12 protein-coding genes are annotated in these 15735 nt (G+C 43.9%); 6 read left to right on the forward strand and 6 right to left on the reverse strand.

The window, feature by feature from the left end; translation table 11 throughout:
- Positions 1 to 442: 442 nt before the first annotated feature.
- Both JJ692_RS00820 and JJ692_RS00825 read right to left on the reverse strand, forming a co-directional pair.
- Positions 443 to 925, reverse strand: a complete 483-nt coding sequence (locus tag JJ692_RS00820) for an Ig-like domain-containing protein (RefSeq protein ID WP_172880088.1) — start codon at positions 923 to 925, stop codon at positions 443 to 445.
- Between the two features lie 107 nt (positions 926 to 1032).
- Complete coding sequence (locus JJ692_RS00825) at positions 1033 to 3699, reverse strand: S8 family peptidase (protein WP_206534130.1); 2667 nt, start codon at positions 3697 to 3699, stop codon at positions 1033 to 1035.
- A gap of 179 nt (positions 3700 to 3878) precedes the next feature.
- Between JJ692_RS00825 and JJ692_RS00830 the strand changes: the two genes are divergently transcribed.
- The 6 genes from JJ692_RS00830 to JJ692_RS00855 are packed head-to-tail and all read left to right on the forward strand — an operon-like array spanning position 3879 to position 11429.
- Positions 3879 to 4400: a PTS sugar transporter subunit IIA gene (locus tag JJ692_RS00830; RefSeq protein ID WP_226340863.1), complete on the forward strand. Its 522-nt coding sequence runs from the start codon at positions 3879 to 3881 to the stop codon at positions 4398 to 4400.
- On the forward strand, positions 4397 to 4726 hold the full coding sequence (locus tag JJ692_RS00835) for a PTS fructose transporter subunit IIB (RefSeq protein WP_024424400.1): 330 nt from the start codon (positions 4397 to 4399) through the stop codon (positions 4724 to 4726). Before JJ692_RS00830 ends, JJ692_RS00835 begins: the two co-directional genes overlap by 4 nt.
- A gap of 35 nt (positions 4727 to 4761) precedes the next feature.
- On the forward strand, positions 4762 to 5880 hold the full coding sequence (locus tag JJ692_RS00840; RefSeq protein WP_206534131.1) for a PTS fructose transporter subunit IIC: 1119 nt from the start codon (positions 4762 to 4764) through the stop codon (positions 5878 to 5880).
- 28 nt (positions 5881 to 5908) lie between these two features.
- Positions 5909 to 8572 (forward strand): mannosylglycerate hydrolase, encoded by a 2664-nt coding sequence (mngB, locus tag JJ692_RS00845; protein WP_206534132.1) that lies wholly within the window; start codon positions 5909 to 5911, stop codon positions 8570 to 8572.
- Between the two features lie 56 nt (positions 8573 to 8628).
- Positions 8629 to 9513, forward strand: a complete 885-nt coding sequence (locus JJ692_RS00850; RefSeq protein ID WP_047204096.1) for an ROK family protein — start codon at positions 8629 to 8631, stop codon at positions 9511 to 9513.
- Complete coding sequence (locus JJ692_RS00855; protein WP_206534133.1) at positions 9510 to 11429, forward strand: BglG family transcription antiterminator; 1920 nt, start codon at positions 9510 to 9512, stop codon at positions 11427 to 11429. The genes JJ692_RS00850 and JJ692_RS00855 overlap by 4 nt, the downstream gene beginning before the upstream one ends.
- Positions 11430 to 11491: 62 nt before the next feature.
- Here the strand turns inward: JJ692_RS00855 and arr are convergent, their stop codons facing one another.
- The 4 genes from arr to JJ692_RS00875 all read right to left on the reverse strand — a co-directional run bounded on the left by arr (position 11492) and on the right by JJ692_RS00875 (position 15686).
- Positions 11492 to 11908 carry an NAD(+)--rifampin ADP-ribosyltransferase gene (gene arr / locus JJ692_RS00860; RefSeq protein WP_206534134.1) on the reverse strand — a complete coding sequence of 139 codons (417 nt, stop codon included), beginning with the start codon at positions 11906 to 11908 and terminating at the stop codon, positions 11492 to 11494.
- A 111-nt stretch (positions 11909 to 12019) separates the two neighbouring features.
- The gene (locus JJ692_RS00865) at positions 12020 to 12232 is read right to left on the reverse strand and encodes a hypothetical protein (protein ID WP_044333463.1); all 213 of its coding nucleotides are present in this window, start codon (positions 12230 to 12232) and stop codon (positions 12020 to 12022) included.
- A 153-nt stretch (positions 12233 to 12385) separates the two neighbouring features.
- Positions 12386 to 13807 carry a glycoside hydrolase family 1 protein gene (locus JJ692_RS00870; RefSeq protein ID WP_041106167.1) on the reverse strand — a complete coding sequence of 474 codons (1422 nt, stop codon included), beginning with the start codon at positions 13805 to 13807 and terminating at the stop codon, positions 12386 to 12388.
- Between the two features lie 19 nt (positions 13808 to 13826).
- Positions 13827 to 15686 (reverse strand): beta-glucoside-specific PTS transporter subunit IIABC, encoded by a 1860-nt coding sequence (locus tag JJ692_RS00875; protein ID WP_206534135.1) that lies wholly within the window; start codon positions 15684 to 15686, stop codon positions 13827 to 13829.
- Positions 15687 to 15735 lie beyond the last annotated feature (49 nt).

The following is a 15735-nucleotide window of genomic DNA, read 5'->3' on the forward strand; positions in this document are numbered from 1 at the left end:
ATAGAACTAAACACCTCCGAGGGAAAGGTCATTCCCTCCTCATCTGATGATCATCTTAGGATGATCCTTGATAAAAGCTCAAAGCTGAACGTTCAAGGATCAAAGTTCAAGTGTGAAAGTTCTTATCCATCAAAACTCAAGATTAAAAGTTAAACGCTCGATCGAATCTGGGAATAACGGCTGATGAGTGTTTGTTTATCGACTCTTTCGGTTGCCGCCCAGCAGGTTTGCTAACAAAAAACAAAGGGCTAAAATGATTTTCATTTTAGCCCTTTGTTTTTTTTCAGCGTGATAGAAAACCTTTGCAGTCTAGGAAGGACGAGCACTGGAACGGAGCGAATTTGACATTCGTGAGTACCGGAGCGCAGACCTGACACAGAATGCGAGGGTTTGTCTACACGCTGAAGGATGTCACCTGATGACATCCTTTTTTTCTATGAGATTAGTAACGTGATGTATATGCCAAATGGTACACACTTGTGACATTTGAAGATAGTTTGATGTCGTTTGACGTGAACGTCACTGGAACGACATCGTAGTAATGTGTTGACCAGCCTGCATTATTGTATGATTGGTAGCCTGCACCTGCAGGAACTTGAAACGTCAGTGAAAACTGTCCATTCTCATCTGTTGCGTCTGTCGCTGTTTGAGCATATGATTTGATGGCTGCTTCAAAATAAAGCTTGATCGGCTGATTAGGCATGAGGTTTCCGCTTGCATCTTTTAGTGTCCCTTTAAACGTAGCTGGATAATAAGAACCCACGCGATATTTACTGCCATAGCCGTAATTCACTATTCCACTATCGGCTGCTGTGACACTTGTTACTTCTACTGATGCTGGTACTGCACCTGTTTCTTCAGCATGTGCAAAGCTTGGGAATACGAGAAGCAATGATAGAACGAAAGCAAACATGATTTTTTTCATCGATAAATCCTCCTTTTTTTCCTACTATTTTACTATCGACATTAATTGGTATTTTTCCAGTTAAAAACAAAAAAACTTCCCTTTTTTTAGAAAGGGAAGTCCTTTTTTTATTTTTTCACAACTACTTTTACCGCTTTGCTTTCTCTTTTTCTCACATCTGAAGCGGTCACATATAAAACCGTTTTGGCTTTCTGTGGTTTTATTTGGGCAGTAAATGCACCCTTGCTATTGGTTTTGACTGTTTTGATGACTTTCTTTGATTTGTTTTTCACTTTAATGGTCAAGCCTGCACCCGCAGTCCCTTTGACGGCTTTACTTTTGACTGTTACTTTGCTAACTTTCGGCTTAGCTGGTGCTTTGCCTTTTTTCACGACGGTTTTGAGCGTCGTAGCGGCCTTTCCTTTTGACATTTTAATGTGAAGGACCTTGTTTTTGTTCTGATGCTTAATCTTCACACTAAAGGTTCCTTTTTTGCCTGCTGTACCTTTTCCAAGCAGCGTTTTGCCTCTATACACAGCAATAGCAGCACCGGCTTTTGCTTTACCTGTCACCTTTTGATGCTGATCTTCCACTTTGTTCACTGATGCATTCAATTCGACAGCACTTAATGCAGCAAATGCATTCAGTCTGCCATGTCCTGTCATCCAATCAATTCCTGGGATTTTCGGATCGACAATTGGCTCCTCGTTTTCATCATAGAAAACGTCGTCTTTTCCATCAATAGATTTAAATGAGATGTCATCTGCTGTACTTTGCAAAAGATTTCTCACTTGATTTGGCTTTAAGGATGGATTTTTAGAAAGCAGTAACCCTGCTGCTGCTGCTACATATGGTGTCGCCATTGATGTCCCGCTAAGGTATGAGACATTCCCATCAGGCATGAGGCTCGGAATATCCGACCCTGGGGCTGACATGCTCAGTCCTTTGCCATAGCTTGAGAACTCAGCGGCAATATCCATACGGTTGCTTGCACCAACCGCCATTGCGTATTTTGATGTCGCAGGGTAGCCCATTTCTGGTACGCCATCATTTCCACTTGCCACGACGACTAGTACATTTCTTTGAGCAGCATAATTCATGGCATATTCAATCACTCTGCTGTAGTAGCCGCCAAGGCTCATGTTGATGACCTTTGCGCCTTTGTCCACTGCATGCTTGATTCCAAGTGCAATATGCTCTGTATCGCCAAAGCCATAGGCATCCAGCACCTTTACCGGAATGATGCCCGTATGTTGATTGAGACCTGCCATTGAGTAATGATTATCGGATTTTGCGGCAATGATGCCTGCCACATGCGTACCGTGTCCATTGTCATCAATCGCATCTTTGTTTCGTCCAATGAGATTCGCACCTAAGTCTGTACGAACAGTCCCGTTTAAATCTGTCAAACGGCTGTCTACACCTGTATCCACAACAGCAATTAATGTTTGCTTCATTTTGCTTGTGCCAATCAGAGTATTCATTTGTTCAAATTTGACGTCAGCGCCTTTTTTTCCGCTGTTTTGCGCACTGTTTTTCAGCGGCCACTGATAACCATACTGCGCGTCGTTGCTTAGCGCACGATAGGTTTGAACAGGCTCTGCAAATTCAACATTCGGCATGCTGGAAAGCTTTCTTGCCGTGCTTTTGATGACCGCTTTGCCTGCTTTTAGTGTCTTTCCAGCTGATTCTTGCCCTGCTGGCACATCATAGACATACATTCCTTTGAATAAAGGACTAACTGACTGTGATGTCACACGGTTTTCTTGGATGCCGTAGCTTTTCATTTTCTTTTTCGCAGATTGAAGTGTTTGGCCATCCTTTAATTTAAAAATGATCTTATTCGTTTTAACCTTCTCTTCTTTTACAAGCTTTTGTTTCTCTAATACATAACCAACTGACTTTCCTTCAAGCTGATCGATGCCAACTTTTTGACTGACGGCTTCTAATTCCTTTTTTAAATATGCCGGACTTGCTTCTTTGAGCATATCAAAAAGGGAGCCGATCGCCTGTTGTTCTTTTCCTGTTACGATATGACCACTAAATGCACCATTTTTCTCTACGTCACTTAGCAGTGTTTTTAATGTGAGCAGATGGTTGTAAACCTTTTGCTGCTCTTTTTGATGTTTGATGAGCTTTGATTTGAGAAACGGCTTTGTCTTTTGGAGCAGACGCGAAAGCTTTTGACCTTCTGCCGTTTCATTGAATCGTTTATCTTCGATTGTACGAATCGATTGAAGAATTTCACGCCCGTACTTTTTCTCTATAATGATGATTTCAGGCTCATCGTCTTCAGGGAAAACGGGTTCAGAAGGCGGAAGATTAGCTCCTTTATATCCGATTGTATATGCCGCATCCTCTTCCTCATCACGGCTGTCTTCCTCTGACCCTAAATAGAGCACTTTGACATAATAGGGACCTGACCATGCATGCGGGAAGTTGATCTCTGTCTCTCCGCTCGCTGTGTCCACGCGATATCTTGAATATGTGTCATCCTTCATCGCTCTGTCCTTGCTTGGATAGACCGATACGGACAGCACTTGTTTACTTTTCACAGAAATTTGCATGTGTGTATGTTTTGCCACCTCTTGTGCAGATGGCGTGATTTCATACCACGACTCTTCCTTTTCATTCTGTAATGTACCTGAGATGACTTCACCATTTTTTAACCCAATGGCTTCATTGACACTTGTTCCATGACTGGCAGCTGCTGCCTCGTATCCAGGTAATGCTGCCATACATAGAATGATGGCCATGAGTACGATCACACAGGATTTGACCTGCTTTTTGAACATGAAAAGACCCCCTTATCTTTTATGATACCTTGGAAGAATATCACAGAAATACATATAGTAGAATCTGTTTTTTACATAATTAAACTCGTTTTAAGCTAGGATTTGAGATATTCAGTCAGCAAGACGGATAGCTTCATAAACTTTTTGCCATTTCAAACGGAAAATGATGCTATTTAACCATGCTGAAAAGTACATTACAATCAACTTGTAAGCGCTTAACAAACAAGAGAGAAGGGATCAGCTTGTTCCAAAAAGATCATGTTTTCACACAAGTAAACGGACGATCAAAGAATGAGATTTTACAATACATTTCCGAGAAAGCTGAAGACCTTCAGATTACTAACAATCAGGCGGGGCTATTAGCAGATTTGTTGACACGCGAAGACGAAGTCTCAACAGGACTTCAGCAAGGCTTTGCCATTCCACATACAAAAAGCTCCGCTGTACAAACGGCTTCACTTCTTTTTTTAGAACTTGAACAACCCATTGAATGGGGAAGCTTCGATGATTTGCCCACAAGCTATTTATTTACACTGCTCGTTCCACTAGAAGAAGCAAATGTCACACACCTGAAATTACTGTCAGGTATTGCGACCAGTCTAATGGAACCTGCTTTTATCGAGAAGATTCAACCAGGTCAAACAGCTGATTACTATTACGAAGTCATTGAACAACAATTGAAAGAGGGGATTACACAATGAAAATTGTCGGTGTCACTTCATGTCCAGCAGGGTTAGCTCATACTCCAATGGCAGCAAAAGCGTTAGAAAATGCAGGTAAACAGCTCGGACACGAGATCAAAATCGAACAGCAGGGGATTATGGGACAGGTGAACGGCATTACAGCAGAGGAAGCACAGCAGGCAGACCTCTGCATCATTGCCTCAAATCAGCATATCAACGATGCGGAACGCTTCTCAGGCATTCCCACTGTACGTGTCGAAATCGGACGTGCCCTAAAAAATGCCGAGCAAATTATCACTAAAGCTGTAGCACTTGTTGAAAAGAAAAAGTCTGAATCTCAATAAACATGAGCAATGCCATATAGAAAGGAGCAAAGAAAATGAAAGCAAAATTAAAAGTCATTGAAGGCCATCTCATGACCGGTATTTCTTATATTCTTCCTGTAATCATCGGTGCCTCACTTATCGTTGGTTTAGCAAAACTGGTCGGGTTAGGGTTTGGTGTTTCAGATTTAAACACCTATAAGAATGCTGGCGGCATACTGCACGGTGCCTATTTAATGGAGCAGGTTGGCTGGACAGGTATTGGCTTAATGAACGTTCTGCTCGCTGGATTTATCGCCTATTCCATTGCGGATAAATCAGGTCTTGCAGCCGGTTTTATCGGCGGTGCTCTCGCCAGCTCAACAAATGCTGGATTTATTGGTGCCGTCATTGCAGGCTTCTTCGCAGGATATGTTGCTCTTTTTGTGAAAAGGAAAATTCAAATTCAAGGCTCTGCAGCTGGGCTCGTCCCTCTGCTCATCCTGCCGCTTATTACCGTTGGCTTAACCGGACTTCTTATGTCAGTTCTTCTGGGCGGCCCATTAGGCGCTTTGAACACGGCATTAATTGAATGGATCAAAGGTATGGTCGCTGATGGAACAAGCACACTCGCTCTCGCTCTCATTTTAGGTGCGATGATTGGCTTCGATCTTGGCGGACCGGTGAATAAATCAGCGTGGATGGCTGGTAACGCCCTCTTTCTATCAGGTGTCTACCTCCCTGCCATTCTCGTCAATATTGCGATTGTCATTCCACCGCTTGGATACGGGCTTGCGACATTGATTCGAAAACGCAACTTCTCCCCAACCTTTAGAGAAGCAGGACGAGGCGGCCTTGTTATGGGCATTATCGGTATTACGGAAGGGGCGATCCCTTTTACCCTCGTCAATCCTTTGAAATTGATTCCGCTCAATGTTGTCGCATGTGCTGTTGGAAGCGGGGTCGCTGCATTATTAGGAGTTCATGACATCATGCCGCCAATTGGCGGGCTATACGGCTTCTTCTCAGTCGGAAACTGGTGGGCTTATTTAATCGGAGCTCTAACTGGCGCACTCGTCATCGGTATTGGCGCCAACCTACTTGTGAATTTCTCTGAGAAAAAAGAGCCAAAAACGCCGGAACATGATCAAAAGCAGAAAGAAGAAGACGATTTTGACCTTGTGCTAGAAGGATAATTTGAACGAAGAAAGGTGTCGTTGATCAATGACTGTCAATGTACATGTGATTCCACATACTCACTGGGACCGGGAATGGTATTTTACCACCTCCCGCTCCCGTATCTACTTAATGAAAAGCGTAATGGACATTTTAGATACCCTTGAAACAGATGAAAGGTTCCATTACTTCATGCTCGATGCCCAGGCTTCCTTATTAGATGATTATTTGAAATGGCGTCCAGAGGATGAGAATCGAATCAAGAAGCTCGTCACAGCGAAACGTCTCATCATCGGCCCATGGTATACCCAAACCGACCAGCTCGTCATTTCAGGTGAATCGATTGTGCGGAACCTACAATATGGGATTGAACGCTGTCAGCAGTTCGGCCACGTGATGAAAGTCGGCTATGTCCCTGATTCCTTCGGTCAATCCGCACAAATGCCCCAAATTTATCGCGGCTTCGGCATTGTCGATACAGCATTTTGGCGCGGCGTTTCTGACCATATGACGAATCATACTGAATTCAATTGGCGCGGCGCTGACGGCAGTGAAGTCTTTGCTGTGAACCTGCCATTTGGCTACTACTACGGTGGAAATATTCCTGAGAAGGATGAGGACTTACAAGCCTTTTTATCTGAAAAAATCGGTGCGCTACAAGCAAAGGCAACCACAAAGAATGTCTATTTCCCGAACGGTTTTGACCAAGCACCGATCCGTAAAAACCTGCCTGACTTATTAGAAAAAGCCAATGAGCTTGACGAGCATCACTATGAAATCAGTAGTTTAGAAGATTATATTGCAGCCGTGAAAAAAGAGCGGACATCTTTTGAGACGTTACAAGGAGAGCTTATTCACGCGAAGCATATGCGGATTCACAAATCGATCTTTTCAACACGAGCGGATTTAAAAATCTTAAACAATCAAATCGAAAACTATCTCGTGAATGTGATGGAGCCTATCCTAACGATCAGCTATTCGCTTGGACACGACTATCCGCATGATACGGTTCGCGATATTTGGTACCTTATGTTTGAAAATGCAGCGCATGACAGCATTGGCGGCTGTAATAGTGACACGACAAACCAAGATGTCTTCTTCCGCTACAAGCAGGCAAAGGAAATCGCTGAGAATCTTGTAGACTTGCACATGCGTCTCATCACTATTCGACTGCAAACAGAGCAGGAAATCACGTTCACGTTGTTCAATACACTGCCTTCAAAGCGTTCTGAAGTCATTGAAGTCGAGACCTTTATCACGGAACGTCCATTTACGCTAAAGGATGCAAATGGACGAACGCTTCAGTACACAGTGAAAAGCAAAACCGATGTCACAGATTATGTGCTGGCACAGCAAATTTCTCTTAACCCAAGTAAAGAAGTGTACATGCCAAAGCAAGTATGGAAAGCCGTGCTGCTAATTGAAGCCATCGACTTACCGTCAGTAGGCTATACACAAGTGAGCATGGTCTTCGATGAATCAAGCGAATCTGCGTGGGAACAAACAGAAGGACGCGTGATCGAAAATAAGCATTACCGCATTGCGGCAAATGACAACGGATCACTTGACATCACAGACAAACAAACAGGAAAGACCTTCTCTGAGCAAATGATCTTTGAAGACAACGGAGACGATGGGGATTCTTACAACTATTCACCACCGCGTGAGGATCTGTATGTGTCATCAAAAGATCTTTCATCAGCGGACATCTCAGTGTCTAAAAGCGGTCTGCAAGAGGAGCTGACCATCAAGCTTCAGCTCACTGTCCCTTATGACCTAGAGGCGCGCTCTCAGCAATCGGCTGCGACTTCACTTCCGATCACAGCGAAGGTGGCATTAAACAAAAACGATGCTGTCATCCGTTTTCATGTAGATGTCGATAACCATGCATTAGATCATCGCCTTCGTGTTCTTTTTGATACAGGCATTGCATCAAACGTATCACTAAGCGATCAACAGTTTGGTACAATCGAACGCCCAACAGAGCTCACGCAAGAGCTTGAATGGTGGAACAATGAACATTGGGAAGAAAAACCGATCACCATTGAACCGATGCAATCCTTTGTCGCACTTCGTGATGAAGCATATGGTGCCGCTCTGTTGACCGACTGCGTGAGAGAATACCAAATCACAGGAGAAGGTTACACAACGATTGCGTATACGCTCTTCCGCTGTTTCGGAAAAATGGGGAAAGAAAATCTCCTTTATCGTCCAGGACGCGCATCTGGGGAAAAAATTGTGGAGACACCTGACGCTCAGCTGCAAGGTGCACTGTCATTCTCATTTGGTATGCACTATAGCAAGGATGCAGTCAGCGAGGGACACTTAGCGCAGCTTGCCAAACGGTATACCACCCCTGTTCAATGCTACGAGCGGGCAGATTTTTTAAACGGTCGTTTAATTTTCTCTTTCCGAGATGAAAAAGAAGACTTACAATCTACTTATAGCCTGCTTGACATCGAGACAGATGGAGCCATTCTAAGCGCTCTGAAAAAAGAGGAGCATGGAACAGGCATTGTCATTCGTCTCTTCAATCCATATTTAACGCGTCAAACAGCCGCTTCAATCAATAGTTCATCTCTACAACACGGAGAAACAGCGAATTTAGGAGAAACACCTGAAGGACAGATACTCAAAGCACAACATGGATCATTACACATTGAACCGCTTACACCTTGTCAGGTACAAACCTACATTGTAAAGAAAAAATGAACATGTAGGGGCGGGATCCATTGGATTCCGCCCCTCTTTAATGGAGGGCATTGATCATGCGAATTGGAGGCATTGAAGCAGGCGGAACGAAATTTGTCTGCGGCTACGGAACAACAGACGGAACGATTGAACACATGACTTCCTTTGCAACAGGGAATCCAGATGAAACATGCCGGCAAGTGATCGATTACTTTACAAAGCATCGTGTTGATGCAATTGGAATTGGGGCATTCGGTCCTGTCGATGTGAAAGAGCAAAGCCCAAGCTATGGGACGATTTTAGACACACCAAAAACGGCCTGGCGCCAATTCCCTTTCCTCTCTACCTTAAAACAAGCCCTCGGGATCCCGATGAAGCTTGATACCGATGTGAACTGTGCAGCACTCGGGGAAGCTCGTTTTTCAACTGAAGCAGAAAAACCTGCCTCCTTGGTCTATATTACTGTTGGGACTGGAATAGGCGGCGGTGCCTATATTGAACATCGCCTTATTCACGGATTACTGCATCCAGAAATGGGTCATATCACCGTTCAGCGGCATCCTCATGACACATACGGAGGCTGCTGTCCTATACATCATGATTGTTTAGAGGGACTGGCATCTGGACCTGCCATAGAAGGACGCTATCATACACTGGCACCCATGCTGCCAGAGGATCATCCTGCCTGGTCACTTCATGCTTACTATCTCGGGCAGATGACTGCTAACCTGCTGCTCACCCTTTCACCAGAACGCATCATTTTAGGTGGAGGCGTGATGAAACAGCCAGCTATGCTGCCACTTATTCTTGATGAAACAGACAAGCGGCTTCGCGGCTATTTGCAGCTGCCAAAGCCTTTACATGAAATTATCACAAAACCATCTTTTGATGGATTATCTGGTTTAATGGGCGCCATCGCTCTTGGAACGGATGCCTTACAGGCGCAAGGAGCCGCGCAATGATGATGACGGCAGATCCTCGAACCTATCAGCTGATTCAGCGGCTATTTGAAACGAAGGGGTTCGTGAAGCTGGAGGAGCTCACTGCCTCTTTTCGCTTATCTGACCGCTCTATCCGCAATTTAATCAAGGAAGCAAATGAGTATTTAAAGGAAGCTGGAGCCATGATTAAAACGATTCGCGGAAAGGGATATACTCTTTTAACGAGTGACCAAGACGCTTTCTTACTTTGGCTTCATCAACAAAAACTTCCTGCCCGCTCTCTTGTCCCCGTCATGCCAGAGGAGCGTGTACGATTTATGATGAGAAAGCTGCTGCTTCAATCAGATTACTTAAAAATTGACCAGCTGGCTGAAGAACTGTTTATCAGCCGCATGACGGTCAGCAGTGATTTGAAAAAAGGACGAGAGATGTTAGCCCGTTACGGCATGACCCTTGTATCAAAGCCTGGATTTGGTTTAAAGATTGAAGGAGACGAGCTGCAAAAAAGAACGTGCTATGCAGACTTACTTCTTGAAGAAGAGCCTGCTCTCTCTCATATCACCGAGCGGGAGCAGCTCCATTTTCCTGATATATCTCTTGAAACCATTCGATCTATTGTGTTGACAAACCTGCATCAAGAGTCATTGCTCATTAAAGACATTGCCTTAAAAAATTTAGTCATTCACTTAGCCATTGCGATTCAGCAAACACGAAAAAACCAGCGGATATCCGCTAGTACTGCCCGTACACAAAGATCACCCGTTTTGATGAGAATTGCACAAAAAATCATACAGCAGGTGAGTGACACTTTTTGTGTGACCTTATCAGAGGATGAAACAGATTACTTAGTCATGCATCTATTGGCGAATCAAACGTGGAAAGAAGCCGCCCAGCATCAGACGACAGTGGAAGTTCAGCAGGCGGTTACAGTCTTTCTACAGCACATTGAAAAAATAAGCGGTCATCGTTTTGCTGATGACAGCATCCTGCAGCAAGACTTGATGCTTCATATGAAGCCGTTATTAAATCGCATCCAATATGGCGTATCATTACAAAATCCGCTTTTGCATGAGATCAAAACGTCCTATCCATACCCGTTTGATTTGGCTGTCAGCGGGCTGAATGCCTTACAGCTGGTGCGGACGCCAAATGAAGATGAAGCGGCATATGTTGCCTTGCATATCGCTGCTTCATTTGAAAGAAGTCAGCTCGATACCTCGCAAAAAAAGAAAGCGATTATCGTGTGCGGGTCTGGGCTAGGGACGGCCAGACTGCTTGAAATTAAATTGAAGGCAGCCTTTCAGCACGAGCTTGACATTGTTGAGCTCTATTCCTATCAGGATTATCTCATGAGCTCCTCTTTGCCGTGTGACGTCATCATCACAACCGTGCCTCTCACATCAAAGGGGAAACCAATCATTCAGGTCAGCGCCTTTTTTGAACATCATGATATACAGCGTGTAAATGAAGTCATTCATTTATTAAATGGACACGGGGCACCCTCAAAAGAGCTGATGGCGTTTTTTCAAGAGCGATTGACTTTCATGAATGCTGATCTAAGCAGCAAGGAGGAGGTATTAGATATATTATGCAGCCGTTTAGAGGCGCATGAGCTAGTATCGTCTTCTTTTCGGCCCTCGGTGCTTGAGCGGGAGCAAATGTCGTCTACCTATCTTGGCAGCGGCATTGCAATGCCGCACCCGCTCATCACAAATGAAGGCACCTCCTCTGTAGCCATCGCACATTTAAAACAGCCGATTGACTGGCAGGGAGACCAAGTATCACTTGTCTTTTTATTAGCGATTCATAAGGATGACGCTGCCTGCATGAACCAATTCTTTGAACAGGCCGTCGATTTACTAGACAATCCAGACCGCATTCGCGCCCTCAAGCAAGCCAACACTTTTGATGAGCTGATGGATGCGTTGTTTCATTAAGATCAAACAAAAGGCCGCCCAGTTCATGAGGCGGCCTTTGTGCTATTTAGATATACGTAACATCAATCGTAGATGACATTTTTTCCTTCTTCACTTAATTTTTTTAAGGAGCTCAGCATATGATTGATTTCTTCATCGGAATGTCTTTCCCAAGAACCTAATTCTGCGACTATTTTCAACGGAGATTTCGATCGATAAGAACGTGTTGGGTTGCCGGGAAATCTTTTATCAGTCACATTTGGATCATTTTCAAACTCGCCTAACGGTTCTACAACATAAATTCTTTCTTTCGCATCAGACCTAGCTAATTCAGCACCCCATTTGGCCGCGTTTAGTGTTCCGGTGAAATAAATATGGTTCGATTTTTTATCCTGATAATTGGATAAATGCAGCGGTTCAAGCAGATCTCCAATCTTCAATTCCGCTTTTGTCCCATGAAAAAATGGCCCGGGATCTAACACCTTTTGCTTGTCATTCATACAGCCACACCCCTTATCGTTTTTGACTTGCGTTTAACAGTATACGGCTAGATATGGGCGAGAAACAGTCTATAAATTTCATTAAATTCGGGGTATAATGATAGTAGAGAGTTAGATGTGAACGGCCATAAGTACTGTAAATAAAAACGGAAATTTCGCATTCACACCAACAATGACGAAAACAAGAATACCTTCCACAGCCGACAGCGTCACAATCAATCCATGGTTCATTGGATATTCCTTCGCAATTAATTTCTGTCCTATATAATTCAAACCATAAAAAATCAAAAACAATGTGAAGAACATAAAAAAAATCGTCATCATATAAACAACCCCTTTCTGATAATGGATTTTTATCCAATTTTTACAATATACCATCAGACTATCATGTTAGAACAACTCGAACAATATGATCTTTCCAATAAAATGAACGAAAAAAAGCCAGCCACCCGCATAAGGTGATTGGCTTTTTTATCGTTATTTCCCGATGTTGTCTCCATTTTGCTGAATCAAGGTTTCATACCAATAAGAGCTCTTTTTGCGAATTCTTTTAAGGTCTTTTAGGTCAAATTCGTCGCGATTGACGTAGATGAACCCGTAGCGCTTGGAGCATCCTTGATGTGTGCTGATTAAGTCGATGGCTGACCACGGGCAGTATCCGAATACCTCGACGCCGTCTGTGATTGCCCATTTGATTTGCTCGATATGTTTTTCTAAATAATCAATTCGATAATCATCCTGAATTGATCCATCTTCTTCTAACTTGTCGAATGCACCCAATCCGTTTTCCGTGATAATAAGCGGCAGCTGATAGCGGTCATAAATCTCGCGCATCGTTGAACGGAAGCCGACAGGGTCAATCTCCCAGCCAAACGCATTTTTGCTTAAGAATGGGTTGTTGCCGCCTTTGTAGACGCCATCTTCACCGGATTTCAAATGCTGATCTCCACCGCGTGCAAATTCGTCGTTGCCATCTCCTTTACTCGCTTCAACCGTTTGTGAGGTGTAGTAGTTAAAGGCAATGAAGTCTGGCTTCGCGCTTTTCAAAATATCCATATCTCCCTCTTCGATGACAGGAAGAATGTCTTTTTCTTTCATGTACGCCCAAGCAAGGTTGTTATAACGTCCGAACACGGCCATATCAAGATAAAGCCAGTTGCGGATCGCATTGTAATTCGCCGCAGCAAGCACATCTTCAGGCTTTGGAGAAGCCGGATAAATGAGCGCAATGTTTGGCGCTGGTCCAATTTTCGCTTCAGGCAGCATTTGGTGACAAAGCGTCATCGCTTTTGCCTGTGCAACGAGCATATGATGATTCTGCTGGTACAGTTCTTTTTTCGGATTTTCTAAATTTGGATCAAGTGTACCGAGCGCTGATCCATGTAAGATCATCATGTTTTGTTCATTAATGGTCAGCCAATATTTCACCTTCTGACCATACTCCTTGAATAGCACCTCTGCATAGCGTTCAAACGCATCCACTGTCCCGCGGTTAGACCATCCTCCCTTTACTTGAAGTGCATGAGGCAGGTCAAAATGATACATTGTCACGATTGGTTCAATGTCATAGCGGCGCAATTCATCGATGAGAGAATGATAGAATTCAATCCCCTTTTGATTGATTTCCCCATCTCCATCTGGAATGATCCGTGTCCACGCAATGGAAAAGCGATAAGCCTTCAAGCCCATTTCTGCAAACATCTTCACATCCTCTTTATAACGGTGATAGTGATCGCTTGCGACTTTAAAATCCGTTGTCCCTTCAGGATAACTTGCTCTCATGTCAATGACAGAAGGCCCCTTGCCATCCTCGTTCCACGCACCCTCTACCTGATAGGCGGAAGTAGATCCGCCCCAGAAAAAGTCTTTTGGAAATGATGCTAGTGTTGAATATCTCATGATTTCTTCCTCCTTTTGATTAAACTAGATGTAAAAATGATTGGCCTGGTGTGATTTGTTTCTCTTCCGTTTCAATGATATCGCTAAACTCACCTGAATTGGTAATAATGACAGGTGTTGTGACTGACAGGCCTGAAGCTTGGATGGCTTCTATGTCAAACTCAGCAAGCAGTTCGCCTTCTGTGATGGTTTGCCCCTGAGCAACCTTCGGGGTAAAATGCTTTCCGCCTAATTGTACGGTATCCAGTCCGATGTGAATGAGTACCTCTGCTCCGCTTTCAGAGGTTAGGCCATACGCATGTCCAGTTGGGAACACCGTTGTCACAACTCCTGATACTGGTGCAAACAGCTTTCCTTCTGATGGAATGATGGCTGCGCCCTTTCCTAATGCACCAGATGAGAATGCTTTATCCTGCACTTCCTCCAGCTTAATGACCTCGCCCTTTAAAGGACTTTTCACATGAGCTGCTTTGACCCCATGTTCGTTTTCAATTACCGGTGCAGAAGCGGCTGCCGGCGTTTCATCTTCATCTACTGGATCTTTAAATCCAATCAAATAGGTTAGGATGATCGAAAGGACGAACGAGACCGAGATTCCGATGATGAACCCTGTAAATCCTTGACCGTAGAAAATCGGCAGTGTCAGTAAACTTGGAAGGCCTGACGCAATTGCAATACTTTGTGAATAACCGATAATCGCACCGCCGACCCCAGCAGAGATAACGGCTGCAATAAATGGTTTTTTCAAACGAAGTGTGACCCCGTATACAGCTGGCTCTGTGATCCCAAACACAGCAGAAACTGCTGTTGATCCAGCCAGTGATTTCAGTTTTTTATTCTTTGTTTTCAGCATAACACCGATGGAAGCACCGGCTTGTGAAAATACAGCTGGCGCAGTGGCCGGCTTGATATGATCTTTCCCATGGACTGCGATATTATTTAAAATCACTGGCACAAGTCCCCAGTGGATTCCGAAGATGACAAGAATCTGCCAAGCCATCGCAATTAAAGCACCTGCAAGTGTAGGACTAAAGGAGAATACTTTCAGCAAAACAGCTGCAATGCCATTCCCTGCATACACACCAAATGGTCCAAATACGATGAGTGTCAGCGGAACAACCGTGACAAGCAAAATCAGTGGAGTAATAAAGTTTTTGACACTTTCATGAATGACTTTGTTAAAGAAACGTTCGATATATCCCATGACAAACACTGCCAAAATGATTGGGATGACCGTAGATGTATAAGACATTAAGACGACTGGTATCCCGAAGAAGGTCACATCTCCGCCGCCTTTTGACAATTCTTGAATGGTTGGGTAAATCAGTGCACCCGCTATCGTCACAGCGACAAACGGATTCGCTTTAAACTTCCTAGCAGAAGTGAATGCGAGCAATAATGGCAGGAAGTAGAACAAGCTGTCTGACGCAGCAAATAAAATTTGATACGACGTATCTTCAGGAGATAACCATTTCGCGTTGATACAGATGCCTAATAGACCTTTTAAAATACCTGCACCCGCCATGACACCGAGAAGTGGTGTGAAAATCCCCGATACAATGTCGACGAATTTCCCGAAAAGGCTTGTGCTCTCTTCACCTGATTTTGCAGATGAAGCAGCGGAATCCTCTAATAGATTCGTAAACTCTCCAATTTCTCGATATACCTCTGGTACGGTATTGCCAATGACCACTTGAAATTGGCCGCCGCTTTCCATAACGGTAACGACGCCATTTAATTTTTCAATGGCCGCTTTATCTGCTTTTGATCTGTCATTTAAGGTGAAACGAAGCCTTGTGGCGCAATGCACCAATGAATGGACGTTTTTCTCTGTACCAATGTGTTTAATAATGTCTTCTGCTAATTGACGATAACTCATGCAAAAACCCCCTTTTTTTCAAAAAAATACGTTTTTGGGCAAAATAAAA

It is taken from the genome of Bacillus sp. 3a, assembly GCF_017161885.1.
GTDB lineage: Bacteria > Bacillota > Bacilli > Bacillales > Bacillaceae > Bacillus > Bacillus safensis.